This is a genomic window from Acidovorax sp. NN32 (assembly GCF_057597245.1).
This window is the reverse complement of record NZ_CP199679.1, coordinates 3,507,515-3,531,839: the sequence shown is the minus strand read 5'-3', so window position 1 is coordinate 3,531,839 and position 24,325 is coordinate 3,507,515. Positions and strand designations below refer to the sequence as shown.

The following is a 24,325-nucleotide window of genomic DNA, read 5'->3' as shown; positions in this document are numbered from 1 at the left end:
GGGCGACTGGACGCCCCGACTGCTTGCATGGGCACCAGCCCATGCGGCACATCCGAAGCATCCACTCATCCCGATTGCACTCCAATGCGGTCTCCAAAAAGACTTTGAACAGGTTCTCAACTCACGCCCCGCGCAGGCGCGCAAAGCCAGGCTTCCAGTTCATCTGGTGGCATGGGCCTGCCGAACAGATAGCCCTGCATCACAGGGCAACCGTGGGCCTGTAGCCATTGCTGCTGGCCTGTAGTTTCCACCCCTTCGGCCACCACCACCATGCCCAGGCTGTGGGCAATGCTGAGCACCGATACCGTGAGCGCGCGTGCGGTGGGGCTGGTGGTGAGGTCTTGCACAAACGCCATGTCCAGCTTGAGTTCGCTGATGGGCAGGCGGTGCAGGTAGCTCAGGCTGGAGTAGCCAGTGCCAAAGTCATCGAGCGACAGCTTAAAGCCCTTGTGGTGCAGCGCCTCGATGTTGGCCAGCGTTACCGGCCGTGCATCCATCATCACGCTTTCGGTGATCTCCAGCAGCACATCGTTGGTGCGCAGGCCGTGGCGCTCCAGCGCGTCGCAGACCTGCTGCGCAAACTCTGCCTGGTGAAAACTGCGTCCTGACAGGTTCACGGCCACGCAGGGCACGCTGTGGCCAGCTGCACGCCAGGCCGACAGCTGCGCACAGGCTTCGTCCAGCAGCCACAAGGTCAGTTCGTGAATGAGGCCGGCCTCTTCGGCCACTGGGATGAACCGGCTGGGGGGCACCATGCCCCATTCGGGATGTTGCCAGCGCGCCAGCGCTTCCACACCGTGCAGGGTGCCAGGCGCACTGCTGAGCACCTGGGGTTGGTAGTGCAGGCTCAGGCTGCGGTCGGCCAGCGCCTGGCGCAAGGCGCGTTCCAGGGCGGCGCGCTCCTGTGCGCGGCGGTTCATTTCGGCGCTGAACAATTGCAGGCTGTGCCGGTGGTCGCTTTTGGCCTGGACCATGGCTTGGTCAGCGTGGCGCAGCAGCGTGTCGATCGCATCGCCATCGTCCGGAAACATCGCAATGCCAATGCTGGCGTGGCAGACATGGGCTTGCCCGTGGAGGTCCATGGGGCGGGCCATCTCTTGCAGGATGCTCTGGGCCATCTGCACGACTTGCCCGGTGCTGCACTCGGACAACAGCAGCACGAATTCATCACCCGCCAGCCGGCCGATCAGATCGCGCGCGCGCAGGCACTGCGTGAGTCGCTTGGCCACTTCGCACAACAGCGCGTCGCCTGCGGCATGGCCCAGGGTGTCATTGACCTGCTTAAAGCGGTCCAGGTCGATGAAGAGCACCGCACCAGGGTGGTCTTCCTGCCGCAGGCTGGCCAGCGCACGCTCCGCACTGCTGCGGAACATGGCGCGGTTGGGCAGGCCCGTGAGTTCATCAAAAAAGGCGAGCTGGTGAATGCGCTGGCGTGTGGCGTTGCGTTCAATGGCCAGCGCACACAAGTGCAGGCACACGTCCACCAGCCGATGGTGCAGCGCGTCGGGCGCGCGCGGCTCCCGAAAATAAAAGGCAAAGGTGCCAATCACCTTGCCTGCGTGGTCACAGATCGGGCTGGACCAGCAGGCTCGCATGCCGCTGGGCTCAAACAGGGTGCGGTAGTCGGCCCACAAGGGGTCGGTGGTGATGTCGGTGACCACAACAGGCGCCCGCCGGAAGGCCGCAGTGCCACACGAACCGACACAAGGGCCGATGGGAACCCCGTCCAGCGCCTGGCAGATGGCGGGGGGCAGCCCGGGCGCTGCCAGCGGGTGCAGCAGGCCCAGCTCGTCCACGGACAGGATGGAGGCCGTGACTTCGGGGGCGATGCGTTCGACTTCGCGGCACACCAGAGCCATCAGGTCGGCGAGCGGCAATTCGTTGACCATGCCCTCCAGCACGCGCTTTTGCAGCACCTCGTGCATCTTGGTGAGTGTGATGTCGGTCAGCACCGTGATGCTGCCACCCGGTCCGCCGGAGGCCTCGTTCGAGGCATTGATCATCATCGACACCCAGCGTGGCTGGCCAGCCTTGCTGTACAGCAGCGTCTCTATATGAAAGCCCCCTTGCTGGTCGATGCCATCACGGATTTCACTCAGCAGCCCGGGGTCGGAGTGTGGGCCCAGCAGCACGTCGCTAAGGTATTTGCCCAGCACCTCCGCAGGGCTGAACCCAAACAGGCGGGTGAATCCTTCATTCACATACACCACGTGCCGGGTGCTGTTGCTCATCACGATGGCGTTGTCGCTGGCATCCAGTGCCCTGCGCAACGGGGCATCGGCCAAAGGGGCTGGCGGCAGGATGCCGTGGTGGGGAGGAGGGCCGGAAGTGTGCGGGGCTGAAACGGGCATGGATGTCCCAAAGATCGTCCATGGATGCTAGCAAGTGCGCGCCACACTGCCAAGCGCGTTTGTGGCAAGTATTCATCTGAACCCCATGTTGTGCCTGTCATTCTTGGGTGGGGCGTGCTCTGTGGTGGGGCCCAGCGACGGCGGCGCACGCCGCTCTGGGATAATCCCGCCCCATGAGCGGCAACACCTTCGGAACCCTATTCGCAGTCACCAATTTTGGTGAATCCCACGGCCCGGCCATTGGCTGCGTGATCGACGGTTGTCCGCCCGGCATGCCGCTGTCCGAGGCCGACATCCAGGCCGACCTGGACCGGCGCCGCCCTGGCACCAGCCGCCACGTCACGCAGCGCAACGAGCCCGATGCGGTGGAAATCCTCTCCGGCGTGTACGAGGGCAAGACCACAGGCACGCCCATCGCCCTGCTGATCCGCAACACCGACCAGCGCAGCAAGGATTACAGCAACATCGCCGAGAGCTTTCGCCCCGGCCATGCCGACTACACCTACTGGCACAAGTACGGCATCCGCGACCCGCGTGGCGGTGGCAGGTCATCGGCCCGGCTGACGGCCCCCACGGTGGCTGCGGGCGCGGTGGCCAAGAAGTGGCTGGCCCAGCAGTACGGTGCGCAGTTTCGCGCCTGCATGACGCAGCTGGGCGAGCTGGTCATCCCGTTCGAGAGCTGGGAGCATGTGCGCAGCAACCCCTTCTTCGCCCCCGTGGCCGATGTGCAGCAGTACGAGGACTACATGGATGCCCTGCGCAAGGCCGGTGATTCGTGCGGTGCCCGCATCCGCGTGCAGGCCACCGGCGTGCCGGTGGGCCTGGGTGAGCCGCTGTACGACAAGCTCGATGCCGACATTGCCCACGCCATGATGGGCCTCAATGCTGTCAAGGGCGTGGAAATCGGCGCTGGGTTTGCCAGCGTGGCCCATCGGGGCACCATGCACGGTGATTCGATGACGCCCCAGGGCTTTCGCACCAACAACGCCGGTGGCGTGCTGGGCGGCATCAGCACCGGGCAGGACCTAGAGGTGAGCATTGCGATCAAGCCCACCAGTTCCATCATCAGCCCGCGTGAATCGATCGATGTGCATGGCAACAGCACCGAGGTCATCACCAAGGGCCGCCACGACCCCTGCGTGGGCATCCGCGCCGCCCCGATTGCCGAGGCACTGCTGGCACTGGTCGTCATGGACCACGCCCTGCGCCATCGCGCGCAGTGTGGCGACGTGGTGCCCCCGGTGCCGCCTATCCAGGCATCGTTCCTGTAACGGGCGCGCTGCGCTGCGGGTAGAGCACGGGCTTTCGGTGCTGGTGACGCAGAGGGCGTGCAGCGATGCGCGCCCTTTTTTCTTGGATGGAATGAGGTAGTCCATGCGCAGCTTGTTGGCACAGGGTTTCATGGGATCGCAGCGAGGTCGCCGCAAGGTCGCACTCGCGATGGTGGCCACACTGGGGGCGCTGCTGGCGGGCTGCGGCACGGCTTTGCCAACTGGCGATGGGCGAACCCCTCAGCACATCGACATCACGCTCATTGGCTTCAACGACCTGCACGGCAATCTGGAGCCGCCGCGCATGGCGCATACCGTCCAGACTGCGGCGGGGCCGGTCTCGGTGCCTGCCGGGGGCATGGCTTATTTCGCCAGCGCCATGGCGGCGCTCAAGGCCCGGGGGCCGCACCACGCCGTGGTTTCGGCGGGGGACATGGTGGGTGCATCGCCGCTGCTGTCGTCACTGTTCCTGGATGAGCCCACCATCGAGGCGGTCAACGCCATGCAGATCGACTTCAATGCCGTGGGCAACCATGAGTTCGACCGGGGCTGGCGCGAACTGCTGCGCCTGCAGCACGGCGGCTGCGAGAAGTTCACTGCGCGCCAGCCCTGCCAGATCAGCCAGCCCTTCGTTGGGGCGCGGTTCGGCTTCCTGGCCGCCAACACCGTGCGCACCGAGGATGGGCGCACGCTGCTGCCTGCCACCGGCATCAAACGATTTACCGAGGGTGGAGTGACCGTCACCCTGGGCGTGATCGGCCTCACGCTGCAGGCCACGCCCACCATGGTCAGCCCTTCGGGTGTGGCGGGCCTGCGCTTTGAGGACGAAGCGGCCACGGCCAACGCGCTGATTCCGCAGCTGCGTGCCCAGGGCGCCGATGTGATCGCCGTGGTCATCCACGAGGGCGGCGGCACCACGGCTGGCGTGCAGGAGACCAGCTGCGCGGGCCTCTCGGGCGACATCGTGCCCATCCTGGAGCGGCTGGACCCGGCCGTGGACGTGGTGGTCTCGGGCCACACGCACCAGGCCTATGTCTGCGACTACAGCCGCGTGAACCCGGCCAAGCCCTTTCTGCTGACCAGCGCCGGGCAGTACGGCACGCTGCTCACGGACATCCAGTTGCGGGTGGACACGCGCACCCGCCGCGTGGTGCACAAAGCTGCGCGCAATGTCATCGTGCAGGGAAAGGCGTTCACGGGCAGCCAGGGGCACGTGCCCCTGACCTCGGCCGTGCCGTCCTTTGCGGCCGATCCGCAGGTGCAGAAGGTCATCGACACTTACCGTGCCGCCGCCGTGCCGCTGGCCCAGCGCCCCGTGGGGCAGGCCGCTGGCGCCCTGCGGCGCACACCGGCCCCGTCGCTCGAAAGCGCGCTGGGCAATCTGGTGGCCGATGCCCAGCTCCACGCCACGCGTGCACCGGAGCAGGGTGGGGCGCAGCTATCTTTGATGAATCCGGGCGGCCTGCGCGCTGATCTCGTGCCCGACGAACAAGGGCTGGTGCGCTATGGCCAGCTCTACGCGGTGCAGCCCTTCGGCAACCAGTTGGTCGTCAAGACCTTCACGGGCGCGCAGATCAAGGCGGCGCTGGAGCAGCAGTTCGCCAGCGGCAGCAACACCATGCAGCGGCCCCGGGTGCTGCTGGTGTCCGCAGGATTTTCGTACCGCTATGACCTCACCCAGCCAGTGGGTGCGCGTATTAGCCACATGGTGCTGAACGGTACCCCGCTGCGCGACGATGCGCAGGTGCGCGTGGTGATGAGCAGCTACCTGGACAGCGGCGGGGACAACTTCACCGTGCTGGCCGAAGGCCGCGACCGCCTGGTGGGCGGGCTGGACCTGGATGCGCTGGAGGCTTACTTCCGCGCCCACAGCCCGGTGCCGGTGCCCGCCACTGACCGCATTACGCGCGGGGCCCGCTGAGGCGCGTGCTGTTCTTAGCTGCGCCCCGGGCGCATTGCCGCCAGCCAGCGCAGCGGGTTGAATCCTGTCACCAGCCCGGTGGCCACCAGCACCAGCGCTCCGCCCCACACCATCCCGGGGCCCAAGGCCTCGCCCAGAAAGACGTGGCCCCAGGCCACACCGAACAGCGGGATCATGAAGGCCGAACTCATCGCTGCCACGGGCGAGACATGTTTGAGCACCCGCAGGTTGAGCCAGTAGGCCAGGCCCGAGGTCACGATGCCCATCACGGCCACTGCAGCCAGTGCCCCCTGTGTGAAACGGGCCTCGGGCAGGCTCCACGCGGCGCCCGGCATCAGCAATACCAGTGCGGCGGCGTGGATGCCTGCGGCAATCGACAACGGGGACATTCTCGTCGTGGCGCGCTTCATCCACGTCGTAGAGATGCCATAGCAGGCAGACGCTGCCACACAGGCCGCCGCTGCCATCAGCAAGGCAGGCGTGGGCTCCACGGGCCCCAGCTGCACGATCAGCGCCACCCCCGCAAAGCCGCAGACGCAACCCAGCCACTTGCGCGTGCTCAGTGTGTCCTCCTTCATCCACGCGGTGGCAATCACACCAAAGGGCACGGCCATGGTGTTGAGCAGTGAGCTGTAGCCGGCGGGCAGGTGCAAGGCCGCCCAGGCATACAGCAGAAAAGGCAGTGCGACGGTGAGCGTGCCCAGCCCGAACAGCTCGCGCCAATGGCGCCATGGCCAGGGTTCGTTGGCGACCCGCATGATGCCCATCAGCGTCAACGTGGCTAGGCCAATGCGCAGCGCAGCCATCACGTTGGGCCCGAGCACGGGGCTGGCAATGCGGATGAAAAGAAAGGAGGCGCCCCACAGGGCGGACAGCAGCACCAGCTGCAGGAAGTGGCGGGTTTTCACCGGGCGCATTGTGGAGTACAGGCGAGTCGCGGGCTGGCTCGCACCAAGCCAATTTTCAAGCCAAATTGGCACCTAGCGTTTGTCCAGAAAGCGCGGGCAGCTATTAATTTTGGAGCATTTTGCGGTGTAGCACGCGCGACAGCGCCCGCCCGCACAGGTCCACATGCGTCGCCCGTGGATGTGGGTGCTACTCTATTTATAGCTGTTAGCGCTTGTGTGATAACCGCTGGAGGCCAAAATCGCCTGAGATCGTCCGGCCCTGTAGCCGGCACCGGTGCAGACAGCAATACGAAGGCTTTTACTTGCGCACTTCGTCGACCATGGCGCGGAAGTCGTCGATGTCTTCAAAGCTGCGGTACACGCTGGCAAAGCGGATGTATGCCACCTTGTCGAGCTTCTTGAGCTCGCGCATCACCAGCTCACCAATGCGGCTGGAGATCACCTCGCGCTGGCCCAGGTTGAGCAGCTTTTCCTCGATGCGCTCGATGGCGCTGTCGATCTGGTCGGTGCTCACGGGGCGCTTGCGCAAAGCCAGGTTGAACGAGGCGAGCAGCTTGCCCCGGTCGTATTCAATGCGGCGCCCGTCCTTCTTGACGATGGCCGGGAAGTTTACTTCCGGCCGCTCGTAGGTGGTAAAGCGCTTGTCGCACGCGCCGCACTGGCGGCGGCGGCGGATGAAGACCCCATCCTCAGACACCCGCGTTTCAACGACTTGCGTCTCGAGGTGGCTGCAGAAGGGGCACTTCATGGTTTTCGGCTGTGGATTTAGCCGTAGACGGGGAAGCGGGCGGTCAGGGCATTGACCTTGGCGCGCACCGCAGCGATGTTGGCTTCGTCGCGCGGGTTGTCCAGCACGTCGGCGATCAGATTGGCCGTGATGCGGGCTTCTTCTTCCTTGAAGCCACGCGTGGTCATGGCGGGGGTGCCAATGCGCACGCCGCTGGTCACCATCGGCTTTTCAGGGTCGTTGGGGATCGCGTTCTTGTTGATGGTCATGTGGGCGGCGCCCAGCACGGCCTCGGCTTCCTTGCCGGTAATGCCCTTGGCGCGCAGGTCCACCAGCATCACGTGGCTTTGCGTGCCGCCGCTCACGATGCGCAGGCCGCGTGCGGTCAGCGTCTCGGCCACCACCTTGGCGTTCTTCGCTACTTGCTCCTGGTAGGCCTTGAACTCTGGCTGCAGAGCTTCCTTGAAGGCCACGGCCTTGGCGGCGATCACGTGCATCAGCGGGCCGCCTTGCAGGCCGGGGAAGATGGCGCTGTTGATAGCCTTTTCGTGCAGGGCCTTCATCAGGATGATGCCGCCACGGGGGCCGCGCAGGCTCTTGTGGGTGGTGGAGGTGACCACGTCGGCGTGGGGCACGGGGTTGGGGTACACGCCAGCTGCGATCAAGCCAGCGTAGTGGGCCATGTCCACCATGAAGATCGCACCCACGTCCTTGGCCACCTTGGCAAAGCGCGCAAAGTCGATGTGCAGGCTGTAGGCCGATGCACCGGCGATGATGAGCTTGGGCTTGGTCTCGTGGGCCTTCTTTTCCATCGCTTCATAGTCGATGGCTTCGTTGGCGTCCAGGCCGTAAGAGACCACGTTGAACCACTTGCCCGACATGTTCAGCGGCATGCCATGTGTCAGGTGGCCGCCTTCGGCCAGGCTCATGCCCATGATGGTGTCGCCGGGCTTGAGGAAGGCCAGGAACACCGCCTCGTTGGCAGAGGCGCCGCAGTGGGGCTGCACGTTGGCGGCTTCGGCGCCGAAGATCTGCTTGACGCGGTCGATGGCCAGTTGCTCGGCCACGTCCACATGCTCGCAGCCACCGTAGTAGCGCTTGCCGGGGTAGCCTTCGGCGTATTTGTTGGTCAGCTGCGTGCCCTGCGCCCACATCACGGCGGGGGAGGCATAGTTCTCGCTGGCGATCAGCTCGATGTGGTGCTCTTGCCGGGCGTTTTCAGCCTGGATGGCGGCAAACAGTTCGGGGTCGGTTTGTTCGACAAGAATATTGCGGTCGTACATGATTGGCAGTCCTATGAACTTGTGTCCCTTGAAACAAGGGCTGCCCAGGCGAACGGCTGAACGCAGAAGGGATAAACCCCGTGCGGCACGCTTCCCAGTGGTTCACAAGGGGCAGGCCCTTGTCGGTTTCCACGTCAGCGGCAGCACCCTGTGTTGGATGCCGCGCCTATCGCCAGTCGCGTACCTCGCTAGTGTAGCTGACGTGACGCGCGCAAAGGTGCCAGGGAAATGGGAGGCGGTGTGTCCGGGGGATGTTTCTGCCCCCAGGGGCTCGCGAACCTTGTCAGAGCCCGGAGAGCAGGGCCACTTTGTCACCGCTGGCGGCAGGCGTTGCGGGCGGTGCGGCCACCGGGATGACCTGTGCGGGAGCCTGGGTGGAGAGGTTGGGTGGTGGCGTGGTGGGCATGGCACGGCCACCGGCGACCTGGCGCAGCCGGAAATGCTCGGCCATCACCTTGGCCGCATAGCCGCCATCGTCGGCAAGGTTGCCTGCGCCGACATAAAAGCGCAGCCCGCCCTCCACCGAACCGGCGCGCGCAATGCACTCCTGCAGAACCTTCACGCCCACACGCAGATTGCTCACGGGGTCAAAGGCAGCAAAGTGCCCGCCAAAGTTTTGGTACTTGTCGGTGTGCACATTGGTCATCACCTGCATCAGCCCCTGGGCGCCAACGGCGCTTTGTGCAAACGGGTTGAAGCTCGATTCGATGGCCATGATGGCAAGGATCAGCGTCGGGTCGATCTTGGACTTTGCGCCAATTTCATAGGCCTCGGCCACCAGCACGCTCAGCGGCTCGGGGGCCACACGGTACTTCTTGCTGAGCCAGAAGGCGACGGCAGCCTGCTCTTTGGGCAGGTCCTTGGGGTTGCCCGCCGTGGCGCGCTCACTGGCTTCTGGTTCGATGGGCATGCCAAGCACTTCCACTTGGCGGGCCTGCAGCCAGTTCATCAACTGTGCTTCACCAGCCTGGCGCAAGTCCGGGCGGGCCGTGAGGGTGATCACGACGAAGGCGACAGCAAGACCGATGAGGGCAAAGCTGTTGTGGGTGATTTCAAGAAAACCTTCGGTCACGTCGGCCACGAAGGTCCGCACGCCGGAGACTATTTTTCCTGACGCTGTCATAGCTCTTCCTTTCTGAGGCGCCACAGTGAGCCGGGCAGTCGTCGGGGACTGTCTCGTCTCGGCGGATCGCCTGGATTGGTACGCCATCAAGTGAGGCCGCACGTCTTTGGTGTGCTTGGGGCCTGCTTTGACTTAGCCGGGTTCGGCAGCGAGGTTGGGGTTTTTACTAGCCCGTTTTGGGGCTGGCGGATTCTAGAAGTTCACTAAATGCTTAGTCAATACTAACATCTTGATTTTTAAGATCATTAAGTTATGAAAAGTATGTAAAAAATCACAGGTTTTAGGGGGTGTGCGCCGACCTGGCGCTTGGGACTTTGCGAGCTGTTGTTACGTGCGTATGTCAAATTCAATCGCTGGTCTTTTTGCCATTGAGAATCCAGTTTGAGTTGCGGCGGCGCCTTTGGTAAGGTTGCGTTGCCTGTAGATTTCAGGCATCGCCAGACGAAGCCAAGTCTCCCTCCGAGGGCATTCAGTGTCCTGGTGCAGCAGATGCGGCTTCTACGGCAAACCCCTGGAGGCAATACCTTGCCTCCTCGCCATGTGGACCTTCATCTCCGCATCGCGACCGATGGCAAAGACCGTTGTGTCAGCCGTCAAGCCCGGCAGGCAGGCCTTGAGGCCCTGTCTGCCGGGCTTTCTTGTTTGTGGCGTGGCGTGCTTTTGGGCTCTTGGCCCTTATATATAGATAATGGGGGCTGTTCCCTAGAGCGGCGGCACCCTTGCAGGGCCGCAGCATGTCAGCCCGTCTGGCAAAGCCTTGTGCCAGATCACCCCCCAGGGCTTGGCACACCGCCATGCTGCGGCCTGTTTGCCAAACCCGGTGAAAATAGCCGCTTTGTTGCCCTGGCGCGCGTGCAGCGCAGTTGCCGGGGCAGGCCTTCAGGCAGTGCGCCCGGGGCCGCCTTTGTTATCCATTGGATCCATGTTTCCATTTTTTTCCCGCAGCAAAATGTCCGACGCACCTGAAGTGAATCCGGCCCCGGCCAAAACCCATGAGCCGCATCCGCTTGATGCGCTGACCGGTGGCGCTTTTTCTGCCGCTACCTCTGGCGAGCGCGCCTCCCGCATTCGTGACTGGCTGGCTACCCAGCCAGACCACGAGCAGTTGCAGGAGGTTTTCAAAGAGTTGAGCGGGCGCGACAAGGGCGCCGCGCGCGCGGTGCGTGAGCGCCTCGATGAAATCCGCCGCGCCAAGGGCCAGGAGGTCATTGCCGCCGAGTGGGCTGAAAAAGCGCAGTTGCTGCTTGCAGCCCCTAAGCTCAACATTGCCGATGCCCTGGCATGGCAGCGTGATGCCGCCAAGGCGGGCGCACCGCTGTCCCGCGAGCCCTTGTCTGTGCTCAAGGTACAGGTCGCGGATCGCGTGAAGGTGATCGAGGATCTGCAGCACCGCGTTCAGGTGCAGCGTGAGGCGGCTGTGCTGCTGGCCCAGCGCATCGAAGTGCTTTCCACCAAGTCCTGGCGTGACGCTCAGGCGGCGCTGGAGCTGTTGCGTGCCGATGTGGCCCGCTGGCAAGAACAGGCGCAGGAATTGACTGGCGATGCCAGCTGGGCCAGTGTGGAGGCACGTTTCCCCCCCTTGCTCGATGCGTCGCGCACCCAGCTCCTGGTGGTGTGGGAGGCATTCCAGCCCGCACTGGCCCAGGCTGTGGCGGCCGCCGAAGATGTCAATGCACCGCTGCCGCCAGTGCCCGTCTGGGCGGATGAGCTGCGTACCGCGCGCGGCCTGCCCACGGAGGCTGCTGCTGCCGCTGCGGCCGCCAAGCCTGCGCGTGTTGCCAAGCCCAAAGTCGCGCCGGAAGTGATTGAAAAGGCTGCGCATAGTGTGCGGGAGGCCTTGGCGGTCCTCGAAAAGGAAACTGCCGAGGGTCATGGGAAGGCCAGTGCCGGGGCTGCAGCCGCGCTGCGCGCCGTGCTCAAGGTGCATGGCAAACACATCGATAGCGCCCTGGAGCAGCAGGTGCATACGGCCCTGGTGGCGGCTGGTGAGCTGGAAGGCTGGCAACGCTGGAGCGCAGACCAGGTGCGCGAAGACCTGGTGGCCAAGGCTGAGGCCTTGCTCAACCGCCCTGAGGGCCAGGCCCTGGGCGGCCGCAAGATGCAGGAAACCCTGCGCAACCTGCGCGAGCAGTGGAAACAGGCAGACCAGGGCGGGGCTCCGAACCACAGCCTGTGGAAGAAATTCGACGAAGCTTGCAACGCCGCGCACAAGGTGGTGGAGGCGTGGCTTGACAAGATCCGCACCGAAGCCGCTGAGCACAAAGCCCAACGCCTGGCGCTGATCGAAGAGGTCAAGGCGTGGGCGCAGGAACATGCCAACTCTGGCGACTGGAAAGCCATCAACCGTGCCCTCCACCAGTTTGGTGATCGCTGGCGCGAAGGCGGCCATGTGGGCGAGAAGCTGTTTGCGGAACTGCAACCCCTTTGGAAGCAGGCGATTTCCATGGCAGCTGCTCCCTTGGAAGCTGCACAGAAGGAAAGCCTGGCCCGCCGTCATGCAATGATTGATGAGGCCGTGGCCCTTGGTGCGGCCCCCACTTTGCGCATCGATGCGGTCAAGGCGCTGCAGCAGCGCTGGCAGGCTGAGGCGCAAACCGTGCCCTTGGACCGCAAGCACGAGCAGAAGCTGTGGGATGCGTTTCGCAAACCCATCGATGAAGCCTTCAACCGCAAGTCGGCAGACCGCGAGCGCGCGGTGACCGAATTGAGCGCACGCGATCGCGTGGTGCTGGAGGCTTCGAAGGCCCTGGAGGCTGCCAATGCCAGCGGTGATGCGCAGCAGATTCGCGCGGCCATGCAGGCGCTGGAAGCTGCACTGCGCGGTCAGGCCCAGGCGGCAGAAGCTGTGGCCACGGCGCAAAAGGATGCTCAGGCGCATTCAGAGGCGCAGGCAGGCGTTCTCCCGGTTGCTACCGAGGGTAGCGCCGGCGAATCTGCCGAAACCCCCGATGGTGGTGAAGTTGCCGAGGTTGCCACGCCAGCGCCCGCAGCACCTAAGCCTGCTGCCCGGCCTGTGGTGGCAGTGCGCGGTGACGACCGCCCCGGCATGAAGAAGGATGCGCCTGCGGCCCCTGGCCGTGGTGCGCGTCCAGGCGACCGCCGCGATGGTCGTCCGGGTGATCGCGATGGCGCCCGTGGCCCGCGTGGCGATGGCCGCATGGGCGACCGTGCTGACCGTGGCGGCCGTTTTGGCGAGCGCCCAGCGTTCGAGGACCGCGGCCCCCGCCTCGGTGACACCGCGTTCCGCGCCCAGCGCGAAGCCATGGAGCATGCCCAGCTGGCCTTGAAGAAGCTGGCGGCTCAGGCCCACGGCGAGGCGCTGACCCAGTTGTTGACGGCCTGGGAGAAGCGCGATGCAGCGCTGGTGCCCAGCACACAAGATCTGGGTTCGGGTGTGGCGGCATCGGTGCGCAGCGCCTGGACGCAAGCGCTGACGGCTGCCCCCAAGGGTGATGCGGCAGAAGCGCTGCTGCGCCTGGAGATGGCGGCTGAGGCGCCCACTCCGGCGGAGCACATCGCTGCCCGTCGCATGCTGCAGTTGCAGCTGCTGACGCGCCGCAATGATCCTGCGCCTGCACAGACCTGGGGGCAGGATGTGGCGCGCGTGCTGGCCAGCTCCAGCGATGCAGGCAGCGCACGCCGTTTGCAGAATGTGCTGAAAACACTGCTGCGCAAGTGATGTGATGTGACGGGTGGGCATGTGCACTGCGGTGTGTGTGCCCACAGCGCTTACCGCAACACGCAAGACGAGATCGCTGGTGGTCTCGTTTTTCTTTGGCGGCCAGAAAACAAAAAAGCCGTTGCAACTGCAACGGCTTTTTATGTGTTTGGTGCCCAGGAGAGGACTCGAACCTCCACGATGTTACTCGCTAGTACCTGAAACTAGTGCGTCTACCAATTCCGCCACCTGGGCTTTCAGATCAGCCTCGAATTATAGGACAAGAAATTCAGGCTTCTGGAGAGTTTTCAAAAAAATGTACCGTCGGTTCAAAATTCTTTGGCCGCAACAGGGAGGGCAAAACGTATCGGCAAATAAAAAAGCCGCTGTGTGTACAGCGGCTTCGATATTTTGAAAACCATCGCTGGTTCTCGTTAAACTTGGTGCCCAGGAGAGGACTCGAACCTCCACGATGTTACTCGCTAGTACCTGAAACTAGTGCGTCTACCAATTCCGCCACCTGGGCATTTCAGGAAAGTCTAAGATTGTATATCAAAAAAACCACCCCCGGCACGCAGTCCACGCATTTGTCGGACGAGATTGAAGGCAGCGTGCAAGGGCACCGTGATGGACACGGTTTTGTCATCCGTGACGATGGCGAAGGCGACATCTATATCCCCCCGAACGAAATGCGCGCAGTCTTGCACAAGGACCGTGTGCGCGTGCGCATCGTCCGCCAGGACCGCCGTGGCCGCCCCGAAGGGCGTGTCGTTGAAATCATTGAGCGTCCGCCCCACCCCATCATCGGCCGACTGCTGCAGGAAAGCGGCGTGTGGCTCGTGGCCCCCGAAGACAAGCGCTACGGTCAGGATGTACTGATCCCCAAAGGCGCCACGGGCGCCGCGAAGCCCGGGCAGGTCGTGGTGGTTGAGCTGACAGAACCTCCAGCCTTGTTCGGCCAGCCTGTGGGGCGTATCACCGAAGTGCTCGGTGAAGTGGATGATCCTGGCATGGAGATCGAGATCGCGGTGCGCAAGTACGGCGTGCCACACGAGTTCTCGGCAGAGTGTCTCGCCCAGGCCAAGGAGCTGCCCGACAAGGTGCGCGCACAAGACAAGAAGCGCCGCGTGGACCTGACCGACGTGCCCCTGGTCACCATCGACGGCGAAGATGCGCGCGACTTCGACGATGCCGTGTACTGCGAGCCCGCCAAGGTCGGCCGCAGCAAGGGCTGGCGCCTGCTGGTGGCGATTGCCGACGTGAGCCACTATGTGGAGACGGGCAGTGCCATCGACATCGATGCCTACGACCGCGCCACCAGCGTGTACTTCCCGCGCCGCGTGATCCCCATGCTGCCCGAGAAGCTCAGCAATGGGCTCTGTTCTCTGAACCCCGAGGTAGAGCGCCTGTGCATGGTCTGCGACATGCTGGTCACCGCCAAGGGCGAGGTGCATGCCTACCAGTTCTACCCGGCCGTGATGTTCAGCCATGCGCGCTTCACGTACACCGAAGTGGCGGCCATCCTGGCCAACACGCGCGGCCCCGAGGCCAGCAAGCGCAAGGACCGCGTCAAGGACCTGCTCAACCTGCACGACGTGTACCGCGCGCTGCTCATCGCGCGTCAGGCGCGCGGCGCGGTGGACTTCGAGACCACCGAAACACAGATCGTCTGCGACGAAAACGGTCGGATCGAGAAGATCGTGCCTCGCACCCGTAACGATGCGCACAAGCTCATCGAAGAGGCCATGCTGGCCGCCAACGTGTGCAGCGCTGACTTTATCGCCCAGGGCGGACAGCCCGGCCTGTTCCGTGTGCACGAAGGCCCCACGCCCGAGAAGCAGGAAATCCTGCGCAACTACCTCAAGGCCATGGCCGTGGGCATGACGATCGGCGACGACCCGAAACCCGGTGACTTCCAGGCCATCGCCACGGCAACCAAGGACCGACCCGACGCTCAGCAGATCCACACCATGCTGCTGCGCTCCATGCAGCAGGCCATCTACACGCCCGTCAACAGTGGGCACTTTGGCCTGGCGTTCGATGCCTACACGCATTTCACCAGCCCGATCCGGCGCTACCCCGACCTGCTGGTGCACCGGGTCATCAAGGCCATTCTGAGCAAGACGAAGTACGCGCTGCCGTCCTTGCCTACACCCGGCGAAGCCCATGCCAAGCTGGCCAAGCGATTGGCGGCCCGCGTGGCGGCGCCCGGCACCAAGCCCCGCAAGGATGTGGCACCCCCGAGCCGCGACACCCAGGCCTGGGAGGCCGCAGGCTTGCACTGCAGTGCCAACGAACGCCGTGCCGACGAGGCCAGCCGCGATGTAGAAGCCTGGCTCAAGTGCAAGTACATGCGCGAACACCTGGGCGAGGAATACAGCGGCGTGGTCAGCGCAGCAACGAGCTTCGGCATCTTCGTCACGCTGGACGCGATGTATGTCGAAGGCCTGGTACACATCACCGAACTGGGCGGCGAGTACTTCAAGTTCGACGAGGCGCGCCAGGAGCTGCGTGGTGAGCGAACAGGCATCCGCTACGCCATCGGCGCGCGGGTCCGGGTGCAGGTCAGCCGTGTGGACTTGGACGGACGCAAGATCGACTTCCGCCTGGTGCGCGAGGGCGAAGAGTTGCTGGGCCGCGCGTTGAAAGACAAGGGCCTGGGCACAGAAGGCGCTGGTGGCGCCCGCAAGGCGGGTGGCCGGTCCGGTGGACGCAAGTCCGACAAGGGCCCAACCCCATCTGCCACGGAGCAAGCGGGCCTTTCGCGTGAGCGGGCCGCGCGTTCACCGATCCAGTCTCTGAAAGCATCTGTCAAGAAGGCGGTTGCGGGAAAATCCAGCAAGAGCAAGGCGCGCAAGCCCCGCCGGGGCTGACACAAGCGGGGACGGCGTACAAAATCACGCTCAAGCTATTGCTCACTAATTGATAGCTGCTGGCGCTTTATAGATAAGCGCTAGCAGCTGTTTTTATTGGATTTTCGGCGTGGTCTCGCGCGGGGTCGTGGCCACAACGCCCAGGAAGCGGGCGTACCGCTGCGCCGTCTCTTTGGGCGCCTCCATCATGGGCAGGTGGCCAATGCCGGGCAGTGCTTCGGCATGGGCGTAGGGCAACAGCTTCTGCAAAGTCTGCAGTCCAGAGTGGTCGAACACGCGGTCGCTCTCGCCCCACAGGGCGAGGATGGGGTGGTGCTGCAACGTGCTCAGTCGTTGCTCCAGCAGGTAGCGGTCTTTGAGCTGCGCGTCCCACAGGCGCGTGTTGGAGGTGGCGTTGCGCAGCGCTTCTTGTTCAGACGCATGCAGGATGGGGTAGGGCAAAAAGGGGCGCTTTTCAAACACCAGATCCATCATGGCGCCGAAGGCTGCGGCATCGTGGGCTACCAGCGGGCGTTGTCCGGTGTCGATGAGGCGGTCCATGGTGCTGGGCTGGGGCGAGCGAATGCCGTGGGGTGCGCCGATGAACGCCACGCTGGCCACGCGCTCGGGATGCTGCAAAGCAAAGAGAGCGGCGATGGTGCCGCCCATTGAGTTGCCCGCCAGATGCACTTTCGCAAGGCCGAGCGCGTCCAGAAACGCGGCCAGCCGCGTGACGTGGGCGGCGTAGTCGTAGGGCTGGTCGCCCCGCCGCGTGCTCTCGCCAAAACCCGGGATATCAGGGGCAATCACCCGGTACTGGCCGGTGAGCGGTCGCGCAAAATCCACCCAATGATCTTTCTCCGCAAAAATGCCGTGCAGCAGAACGATGGGCGTGCCACTGCCGTGGCCCGGCGCGGGGTTTGGGGGCGTGCCGTTGTCCAGGTAGTGGATGGTGTGCATGGCCGCATCGGCGGTTTTTTCTTCCAGGCCGGACAGATGGCGATTGGCGCTGAGCAGCGGCTCTTTGAACAGCGAAGGTGCCCCGTAGTAGAGGCCGACCGTGCCCAGTACCAGAGCCGTTGCGACAGAAATAACGATGCGTTTCAAGAAGCGTTCTCCAGGGGTATGGCTGCGTGCATGCCATGGACTGCTGCTTCAAGTGTCAACACCTGCTCGGCCCCTGGCGGGAGAGGCAAGGCTACGGAGAACGCGGTAAAAAAACTTGTAGGTTTGGGCTATGCCAGCACGCAACACACTGACCCTGGGCACTGACCGGGCGCTCTACGTCGGAGAAATCCCGGCCACGGGCTGGCACTGCCATGCGTCGCCGGTGCTTCTGATGGGGCTCTCGGGTCGGTTCGCGGTGCACTGGGGGGCAGGGCGTGTGGAGACCTGCCACAGCGCGCTGGTGGACGCGGGCGTGGAGCACCTGTTCGACCCTTGCGGCGAGACGGTTGCCCTGGTGTACTTGGAGCCCGATTCGCGCGAAGCACGGGGGTTGCGCGGTCTGTTCCAGCAAGAGGGTGGCGTGGTGCTGGATGTCGCAGTTTCCGTGGGGGCGCGCAGTGCCATGGAGGGCTATCTAAATCACTTCGACCTGCCCGCCTTGCTGCGGTGCCCGCTCGATAACGAGGTGGCGCCGCTGGACCCACGCGTGGCGCGCAGCCTGCATGTGCTGCGCCATCCGCAGGCGGGGCGGGTGGCACGGGGTGACCTGGCCTCGGGCGTCCAGCTTTCGGCATCGCGTTTCAACCACCTGTTTCGCGCCGAGATGGGCGTGAGCTTGCGCAGCTACCGCGTCTGGTCCCAGGTGCGGCTGGCGATGGCGGGGCTGGCGCTCAGCCCGCGCCTGACCGACGCGGCGCTACATGGCGAGTTTTCTGATTCGGCCCACTTCAGCCGCATGTTCCGGCAGACCTTTGGCATGACACCGTCGAGCGTGCTCAAGCCGCTCAAGACGGTGACCTTGCTGGCCTGAGGTTCAGCGTCCGCCCACGCGCCGCGCCAGCATACTGGCCGTCAGCGCCTGGCGCGCTGGCCAATCATCAGCCGCCTGGCCATGCTGGTACACCGCTTCACTCGCAGCGCGCAAGGCGCTGGCGCCGGCGGCCAGGTGGGCGCCCACCATGCCCGCCAGCACATCGCCCGTGCCCGCCGTGGCCAGGCGCGCGTTGCCCGTGGGGTTGATGGCGGGCACGCGGTCGGGTGCGGCAACCACGGTGCCCGAGCCCTTGAGCACGGCCACGCAGTTGAACTGGTTGGCCAGCTGCTGCGCGGCCCCAAGCCGGTTGGCCTGGACCTCGGCGGTGGTCAGGCCCAGCAGGCGGGCGGCCTCCAGCGGGTGCGGTGTGAGCACCGTGGCTTGCCCGTGCTGTCCGCGTGCCACCACCAGCGCGTGCAGTGCGGCCTGGGTTGCGATGGTGTTGAGCGCGTCGGCATCCAGCACCAGTCGGGCCGCGCGGGTGATGACCTCGGGCAGAACGCGTGCGATGGCCTGCCCGCCGCCACAGCCGCAGACCACGGTGAGCTGTTCCAGTGCCAGCGCTTCAAAGCGGCGGAACATCAACTCGGGCTGCTGTGGGTCGAGTTGCTGCTGGCCGTTGTCGAGCAAAGCCACCAGCACCCGGCCCGCGCCGCTGTGCAGAGCGGCCGAAGCGGCCAGCAGAGCGGCGCCCGCCATGCCCATGCCCCGCGCCGCCAGTCCTTCGCCGCCCACCACGGCCACGTCGCCATAGCTGCCCTTGTGGCTGGCATGGGCGCGGGGGGCGGGCAGGGCGGGGCCGGAGAGCCAGGCGTTGGGCGGCTCATGCCCGGGTTCTACGCCCAGATCATCCAGCCAGACCTGGCCTGCTGCGTCCCGCCCGGCGGCGGTGAACAGGCCGGGCTTGAGAGTGAGCAGACTCAGTGTGTGGCGTGGCGGGGGCGCTTGGTGGTGCAGGTGGTAGTGCTGGTGGGTTTGGGTGTCGGGCGCAAGGCCTGCAGCAAACTGGCCGGTGTCTGCGTCCAGCCCGCTGGGCAGGTCCACGGCCAGCACAGGGGCCGGGCTGCGGTGCAGGGCTTGCAGACAGGCCTGGAGCCTTGCGTCGGGCGTGCGTGCGGGGCTGTGGGGTGAAGAAGAGACGCCAATGCCCAGCAGCGCATCAATGCACAGGTCGTTGGCCCCCAGATCGCCGGGTGCGGTGTCTGCCCAGACCACGCCCGCATCCCGCGCCCGCTGCCACGAGGCCCTGGCATCGGCCGGGGCCGTATCGGGCTGGCCCAGCCAGGTCACGACCACTCTGCGGCCACTGCGCTGCAGGTGCATGGCAGCCTCCAGTCCGTCACCTCCGTTGTTCCCGGGCCCGCAGGCAATCCACACGGTGCGTGCGTGGGGGGCCAGCGCCTGGGCCAATTGCGCCACGGCCAGGCCGGCGCGTTGCATGAGGGTGTGCGGGGGCAGGGCGACCGCCGCCGCATTTTCCAGGCGGCGGGTGGCGGCTGTGTTGAACAGGGGATAAGGCTGGTGGGCGGTGATGCGGTGCATGGGCTGCAGGGGGCAAGGGCTGCTGCCAGTGGCAGCGCGCCTGCCATTGTGCGCCGACACCCCGTGGGGGCAAAGCGCAGGCTCCTAGAACCGACGCATGCCCAGCCCGTCCAGCGACACCTCGGGCTCGCGCTGCGCGATCAAGTCGGCCAGCGCCCGGGCGCTGCCGCAGGCCAGAGCCCAGCCACTTGCGCCGTGGCCGGTGTTGATCCACAAGCCCGGCACGCCGCTGGCGCCCACCACCGGTGCTCCGTCGGGCAGCATGGTGCGGGCGCCGCGCCAGATCTGCAGGTTGGATGACAGCTGCACGCCACCGGGGAACCAGTCGTTCAACGTGCGGTACAGGCGCTGCAGTGTGGGGGTGTGGTGCTCGGCATCGGCCCCGGCCAGTTCGGCGCCACCGGCAATGCGCACACGCTGGCCCAGGCGGGTGATGGATATCTGCTGACCCGCATCCACCACGCTGGCGCGCGGGGCGTGGGTGGATTCGCGCAGCGGGGCACTGACGGAGTAGCCATACACGGCCGCCATGGGCAGGCCCAGGCCCAGCGCGGGCAGCAGCGTGGCTGATGCCATGCCCGCGCACAGCACCACGGCATCAAATCGACGCAGGTCCGCTTCACCTTGCAGCACCACGCCGGTGGGGCTGCTGCCCAGTCGGTCCACGCGGGTGTTGAACACAAACTGCACGCCACCGCCCTGAATACCCTGGCGCAGCAGCTGGGCAAACAGGCGGCAGTTGCCCGCGCGCGCGTCGGGCAAGTGGATGGCGCCTGCCAGCGGCGCCTCGGGCGACAGGCCGGGCTCGATCTGGCGGGCCACATCGGCGTCGATCTCGCGCAAGGTCACGCCGCTGTCGCGCAGCACCTGCAGTGCGGGCTGCAGGCGCGTGCGGTCTTCCTCAGTGCGCAGCAGCACCAGGCGGCCATCGCTGGCTTCGAAATCCAGCTCGTGCTGGCTGGCGATGGATTGCAGGCGCGTCTGGCTGTACTGCGCCAGGCGCTCGACGGCTGTAGCCGGGGCGCTGTGGCTGCGGGCCATGCTGCGCCAGCGGCGCAACCAGGCCCAGTTGGCGAGGGTCAGGCCGCCCGCCATCCGCAGGGTGGCCTGTGCACCCATCAGTCGCAGCGGCTGGCCAAAGCCCGGCACTGCCCAGGGGCTCAGCAGGTAGGGTGCGAGCAGTCCTGCAATGGCAAAGCTGGCTTCCTCGGCGGCTGCGCTGCGTTGTTCGAACACCGTGACTTCGTGGCCGTCGCTGGCCAGCTCGTATGCGGTGGTGACGCCGATGATGCCGGCGCCCACGATAGCAATCTTCATGAATATGGGTGTTTTTGGCTTCTAGCGCTTGTTGGTAAAGCGCGAGTAGCTATTATTTTTGTAGTATTTGTTCGATCTGCAGGCTCACGTTGAGCACCGTGTCGTCCCTGAGCGCTCCGTGCCAGACCATCAGCCCGACCGGGAGTTCCCCTGGTACGTGGCAAGGCAGCGACAGCGCACAGCCATCCAGCAAATTGACCACGCTGGTGTTGCGCAGCAGCAGGTTGTTGACGCGGAAGAACTCGGCGTCGCGGGCTGCGTCCTGGGCTTTGTCCAGTCCATCGGCCGGTGCGACATCGGCAATGAGCGGTGCCACGATGGGAACGGTGGGGGACAGCAGGGCGTCATAGCGCTCCATGTCGGAGAGCATGCGTGCAATCCATTGCTGGCGCGCCTGCACCAGGTCGATGTATTCCCAGGCCATCAGCGTGGCGCCTTTTTCAATGCGCATGCGCACCCGGGGGTCGTAGCGGTCGCCTGCGCGCTGCAGCAGCTCGCGGTGCCAGGCGTAGGCTTCGGGGGCGGCAAAACCATAGGCGGGCTGTTCCAGCACGGCGGGCAGGTCGATGGTGTCGATCTGGGCGCCCGCCTGGCGCAAGGCTTCCACGCTGCGCTCAAAGGCGCGCGCCACGGTGGCATCCAGCCCGTCGAGGAAGAGGGTGGACGGCACCGCCAGCCGGTACTGGGACAGCGGCGCCAGGCTGCGCGTCACGCGCCGGGCGGTCAGCACCTCGTGCGCCACGATGGCGTCGCGCACGGTGCGCGTCATGGCGCAGGCAGTGTCCAGGGTGGTGGACAGCGGCACGGCGCCAGCGGTAGGCACCAGCCGGGCGGTGTTCTTGAAGCCCACGATGCCGTTGAGCGCTGCAGGAATGCGGATGGAGCCACCGGTGTCCGACCCCAGCCCGATGAACGCGGCGCCAGTGGCGACCGACACCCCGGCGCCGGACGAAGACCCGCCGGGCACCCGGGGTGCGCCGGGCACGGCGCCAAAACGGGCGTCCCAGGCAGCAGGCGTGCCGTAGTGGGGGTTGATGCCCACGCCCGAGAAAGCGAACTCCACCATGTTGGTGCGGCCAATCAGGCTGGCACCCGCTGCGCGCAGTCGGGCCACGGCCGGGCAGTCTTGAGCTGCTGCGGGAGCCCCCGCCAGCGCGGTGGAGCCCGCCGGGGTGGGTTGGCCGGCCACGTCAAACAGGTCCTTCACCGACACCGACAGCCCGGCCAGAGGCAACTGGGCTACGCCCGGTTGCACCGCTGTGGTGCGAGCCTCGTCGAACAGGGTTCGCACAAAGCTGTGGGTGTTGGAGGTGGCCTGGGCAGCGTCGATGCAGCGTTCCAGCTCGGCGGGCGCGGTAGTGGCGCCGTCCCGCAGTTGCTCACGGGTAGCGATCAGGTCAGAGAGCATGGGTGTGCTAGAATCTTTGGGTTTTGCTGGGAGCAGTAGCGCAGTGGTGCAAGGTTTGCACAACCAGCGTGGCCGCTGCGGCAAGACCAATCGCAAAGCAGCCCTGTCAAGGTGTTGCGGTGTTCGTGAAGATCACGGCACTGCAAATATTGGGGTTGATTTTAGACCTAACCTTTGGAGTATTTTTATGTCCGTTACCATGCGCGAAATGCTGGAAGCCGGTGTCCACTTCGGTCACCAAACCCGCTTCTGGAACCCCAAGATGGCCCCCTACATCTTCGGCCATCGCAACAAGATTCACATCATCAACCTGGAAAAGTCGCTGCCACTTTTCCAGGAAGCCCAAAAGTTCGCCAAGCAACTGGCTGCCAACCGCGGCACGATCCTGATGGTCGGCACGAAACGCCAAGCCCGTGAAATCCTGGCCACCGAAGCGCAACGCGCTGGCGTGCCTTTCGTGGACCAGCGCTGGCTGGGCGGCATGCTGACGAACTTCAAGACCGTGAAGACCTCGATCAAGCGCCTCAAGGACATGAAGGCCCAGCAAGAAGCTGGCCTCGACAGCCTGAGCAAGAAGGAGCAACTGACGTTCTCCCGCGAAATCGAGAAGCTCGAAAAGGATATCGGCGGCATTCAGGACATGGCTGCTCTGCCCGATGCCATCTTCATCATCGACGTGGGCTTCCACAAGATCGCCGTTGCCGAAGCCAAGAAGCTGGGCATCCCGCTGATCGGTGTGGTCGATACCAACCACTCGCCTGAAGGCATCGACTACGTGATCCCTGGCAACGACGACTCGGCCAAGGCTGTGACGCTGTACGCCCGTGGCATCGCTGACGCGATCATCGAAGGCCGTGCCAACGCCGTGAATGAAGTCGTGAAGGCTGCTACTGCAGAGAGCACGGACGAATTCGTGGAAGTGCAAGAAGCCGCTGCCTGATAGCCCGGCTGCGCGATCCGTCGCGAACAAAAGCGGGGCCCCTGGTGAGCCCCCTTTTTTTTAGCCCGAATCTGAACTGACTGAACTGAACACTGAAGGAACAAAGATGGCTGCAATTACCGCAAGCATGGTTGCTGAACTGCGTGGCAAGACCGACGCTCCGATGATGGAATGCAAGAAGGCGCTGACGGAAGCCGACGGCGACATGGCCAAGGCTGAAGAGCTGCTGCGCGTCAAGCTGGGCACCAAGGCTGGCAAGGCTGCATCGCGTATCACGGCTGAAGGCGTGGTCGCCAGCTACATCGACGGCACCACCGGTGCCCTGGTGGAAGTCAACAGCGAAACCGACTTCGTCTCCAAGAACGACAGCTTCATCGCCATGGCCAACGCTGCTGCCAAGCTGGTGGCTGAACACAACCCCGCCACCGTCGAAGCCCTGGGCGCGCTGCCCTATAGCCAAGACAGCTTCGGCCCCACGCTGGAAGACGTGCGCAAGGGCCTGATCGGCAAGATCGGCGAGAACATGTCCTTCCGCCGCTTCAAGCGCTTCAGCGGCTCCAACCTGGCAGCCTACTTGCACGGCTCGCGCATCGGTGTGGTCGTCGAGTTCGACGGTGACGCCACCGCCGCCAAGGACGTTGCCATGCACGTGGCCGCCATGAAGCCCGTTGCGCTGACCAGCGCCGACGTGCCTGCCGACCTGATCGCCAAGGAGCGCTCGGTCGCAGAAGGCAAGGCCGACGAAGCCAACAAGGAGCTCGTGGCTGCCGGCAAGCCTGCACAAAGCGCTGAAATCACGGCCAAGCGCATCGACGGCGCTGTGCAGAAGTACCTCAAGGAAGTCTCGCTGGCCGACCAGGTCTTCGTGAAGGCTGCCGACGGCAAGCAAACCGTGGCCCAGATGCTCAAGGCTGCCAACACCAACGTGAAGGGTTTCACGCTGTACGTGGTGGGCGAAGGCATCGAGAAGAAGGTGGACGACTTTGCTGCCGAAGTGGCTGCCCAGGTGGCTGCTGCCAAGGCTGCTGCCTGATCGTTCCCTG

Annotated in this window: 16 protein-coding genes, 2 tRNA genes and 1 riboswitch; of the genes, 7 read left to right on the top strand and 11 right to left on the bottom strand. The window is 64.9% G+C overall.

Annotated features, from left to right (window positions below):
* Nucleotides 1–116: 116 nt before the first annotated feature.
* Entirely contained in the window at nt 117–2,351 is a 2,235-nt protein-coding gene (locus ACT89O_RS16305) for a sensor domain-containing protein (protein ID WP_487260587.1), read from the bottom strand.
* A 173-nt stretch (nt 2,352–2,524) separates the two neighbouring features.
* Here ACT89O_RS16305 and aroC point away from each other — a divergent pair, with 173 nt between their 5' ends.
* Both aroC and ACT89O_RS16295 read left to right on the top strand, forming a co-directional pair.
* The gene (gene aroC / locus ACT89O_RS16300) at nt 2,525–3,622 is read left to right on the top strand and encodes a chorismate synthase (RefSeq protein WP_218300329.1); all 1,098 of its coding nucleotides are present in this window, start codon (nt 2,525–2,527) and stop codon (nt 3,620–3,622) included.
* Nucleotides 3,623–3,791: 169 nt separating this feature from the next.
* Nucleotides 3,792–5,543 carry a bifunctional metallophosphatase/5'-nucleotidase gene (locus ACT89O_RS16295; RefSeq protein ID WP_487262871.1) on the top strand — a complete coding sequence of 584 codons (1,752 nt, stop codon included), beginning with the start codon at nt 3,792–3,794 and terminating at the stop codon, nt 5,541–5,543.
* Nucleotides 5,544–5,557: 14 nt separating this feature from the next.
* Here the strand turns inward: ACT89O_RS16295 and ACT89O_RS16290 are convergent, their stop codons facing one another.
* The 4 genes from ACT89O_RS16290 to ACT89O_RS16275 form a co-directional block, all read right to left on the bottom strand.
* Nucleotides 5,558–6,460, bottom strand: coding sequence for a DMT family transporter (locus ACT89O_RS16290; RefSeq protein ID WP_487260586.1), 903 nt, complete (start codon nt 6,458–6,460; stop codon nt 5,558–5,560).
* Between the two features lie 289 nt (nt 6,461–6,749).
* A complete protein-coding gene (gene nrdR, locus ACT89O_RS16285; RefSeq protein ID WP_055394770.1) occupies nt 6,750–7,199 on the bottom strand; it encodes a transcriptional regulator NrdR in 450 nt (149 codons plus the stop codon).
* 17 nt (nt 7,200–7,216) lie between these two features.
* The gene (gene glyA / locus ACT89O_RS16280; RefSeq protein ID WP_487260585.1) at nt 7,217–8,461 is read right to left on the bottom strand and encodes a serine hydroxymethyltransferase; all 1,245 of its coding nucleotides are present in this window, start codon (nt 8,459–8,461) and stop codon (nt 7,217–7,219) included.
* Between the two features lie 35 nt (nt 8,462–8,496).
* Nucleotides 8,497–8,651, bottom strand: a riboswitch (ZMP/ZTP riboswitch).
* A 93-nt stretch (nt 8,652–8,744) separates the two neighbouring features.
* Nucleotides 8,745–9,584: a lytic transglycosylase domain-containing protein gene (locus ACT89O_RS16275; RefSeq protein WP_055394774.1), complete on the bottom strand. Its 840-nt coding sequence runs from the start codon at nt 9,582–9,584 to the stop codon at nt 8,745–8,747.
* Nucleotides 9,585–10,506: 922 nt separating this feature from the next.
* Between ACT89O_RS16275 and ACT89O_RS16270 the strand changes: the two genes are divergently transcribed.
* The gene (locus ACT89O_RS16270; protein WP_487260584.1) at nt 10,507–13,263 is read left to right on the top strand and encodes a DUF349 domain-containing protein; all 2,757 of its coding nucleotides are present in this window, start codon (nt 10,507–10,509) and stop codon (nt 13,261–13,263) included.
* 149 nt (nt 13,264–13,412) lie between these two features.
* Here ACT89O_RS16270 and ACT89O_RS16265 read toward each other — a convergent pair.
* Together ACT89O_RS16265 and ACT89O_RS16260 are read right to left on the bottom strand one after the other, a co-directional pair.
* Nucleotides 13,413–13,497, bottom strand: a tRNA-Leu gene (locus ACT89O_RS16265).
* 186 nt (nt 13,498–13,683) lie between these two features.
* Nucleotides 13,684–13,768 (bottom strand) — tRNA-Leu (locus tag ACT89O_RS16260).
* A 19-nt stretch (nt 13,769–13,787) separates the two neighbouring features.
* Here ACT89O_RS16260 and rnr point away from each other — a divergent pair.
* On the top strand, nt 13,788–16,115 hold the full coding sequence (gene rnr / locus ACT89O_RS16255; protein WP_487260583.1) for a ribonuclease R: 2,328 nt from the start codon (nt 13,788–13,790) through the stop codon (nt 16,113–16,115).
* Nucleotides 16,116–16,208: 93 nt separating this feature from the next.
* Here rnr and ACT89O_RS16250 read toward each other — a convergent pair whose 3' ends face one another.
* On the bottom strand, nt 16,209–17,201 hold the full coding sequence (locus ACT89O_RS16250; RefSeq protein ID WP_487260582.1) for an alpha/beta fold hydrolase: 993 nt from the start codon (nt 17,199–17,201) through the stop codon (nt 16,209–16,211).
* Between the two features lie 130 nt (nt 17,202–17,331).
* Here ACT89O_RS16250 and ACT89O_RS16245 point away from each other — a divergent pair, with 130 nt between their 5' ends.
* Nucleotides 17,332–18,072 carry a helix-turn-helix transcriptional regulator gene (locus ACT89O_RS16245; protein ID WP_436131251.1) on the top strand — a complete coding sequence of 247 codons (741 nt, stop codon included), beginning with the start codon at nt 17,332–17,334 and terminating at the stop codon, nt 18,070–18,072.
* 3 nt (nt 18,073–18,075) lie between these two features.
* Here ACT89O_RS16245 and ACT89O_RS16240 read toward each other — a convergent pair whose 3' ends face one another.
* From ACT89O_RS16240 to ACT89O_RS16230, 3 genes are all read right to left on the bottom strand, one after another.
* Entirely contained in the window at nt 18,076–19,617 is a 1,542-nt protein-coding gene (locus ACT89O_RS16240) for an NAD(P)H-hydrate dehydratase (RefSeq protein ID WP_487260581.1), read from the bottom strand.
* A gap of 84 nt (nt 19,618–19,701) precedes the next feature.
* Nucleotides 19,702–20,934: an FAD-dependent oxidoreductase gene (locus ACT89O_RS16235; RefSeq protein ID WP_487260580.1), complete on the bottom strand. Its 1,233-nt coding sequence runs from the start codon at nt 20,932–20,934 to the stop codon at nt 19,702–19,704.
* Nucleotides 20,935–20,986: 52 nt separating this feature from the next.
* Nucleotides 20,987–22,342 carry an amidase gene (locus ACT89O_RS16230; RefSeq protein ID WP_487260579.1) on the bottom strand — a complete coding sequence of 452 codons (1,356 nt, stop codon included), beginning with the start codon at nt 22,340–22,342 and terminating at the stop codon, nt 20,987–20,989.
* Between the two features lie 187 nt (nt 22,343–22,529).
* On the opposite strand from ACT89O_RS16230, the gene rpsB reads away from it, so the two are divergent.
* Both rpsB and tsf read left to right on the top strand, forming a co-directional pair.
* Entirely contained in the window at nt 22,530–23,282 is a 753-nt protein-coding gene (gene rpsB, locus ACT89O_RS16225) for a 30S ribosomal protein S2 (RefSeq protein ID WP_055398248.1), read from the top strand.
* Nucleotides 23,283–23,388: 106 nt separating this feature from the next.
* Nucleotides 23,389–24,315 carry a translation elongation factor Ts gene (tsf, locus tag ACT89O_RS16220; protein WP_055398247.1) on the top strand — a complete coding sequence of 309 codons (927 nt, stop codon included), beginning with the start codon at nt 23,389–23,391 and terminating at the stop codon, nt 24,313–24,315.
* Nucleotides 24,316–24,325 lie beyond the last annotated feature (10 nt).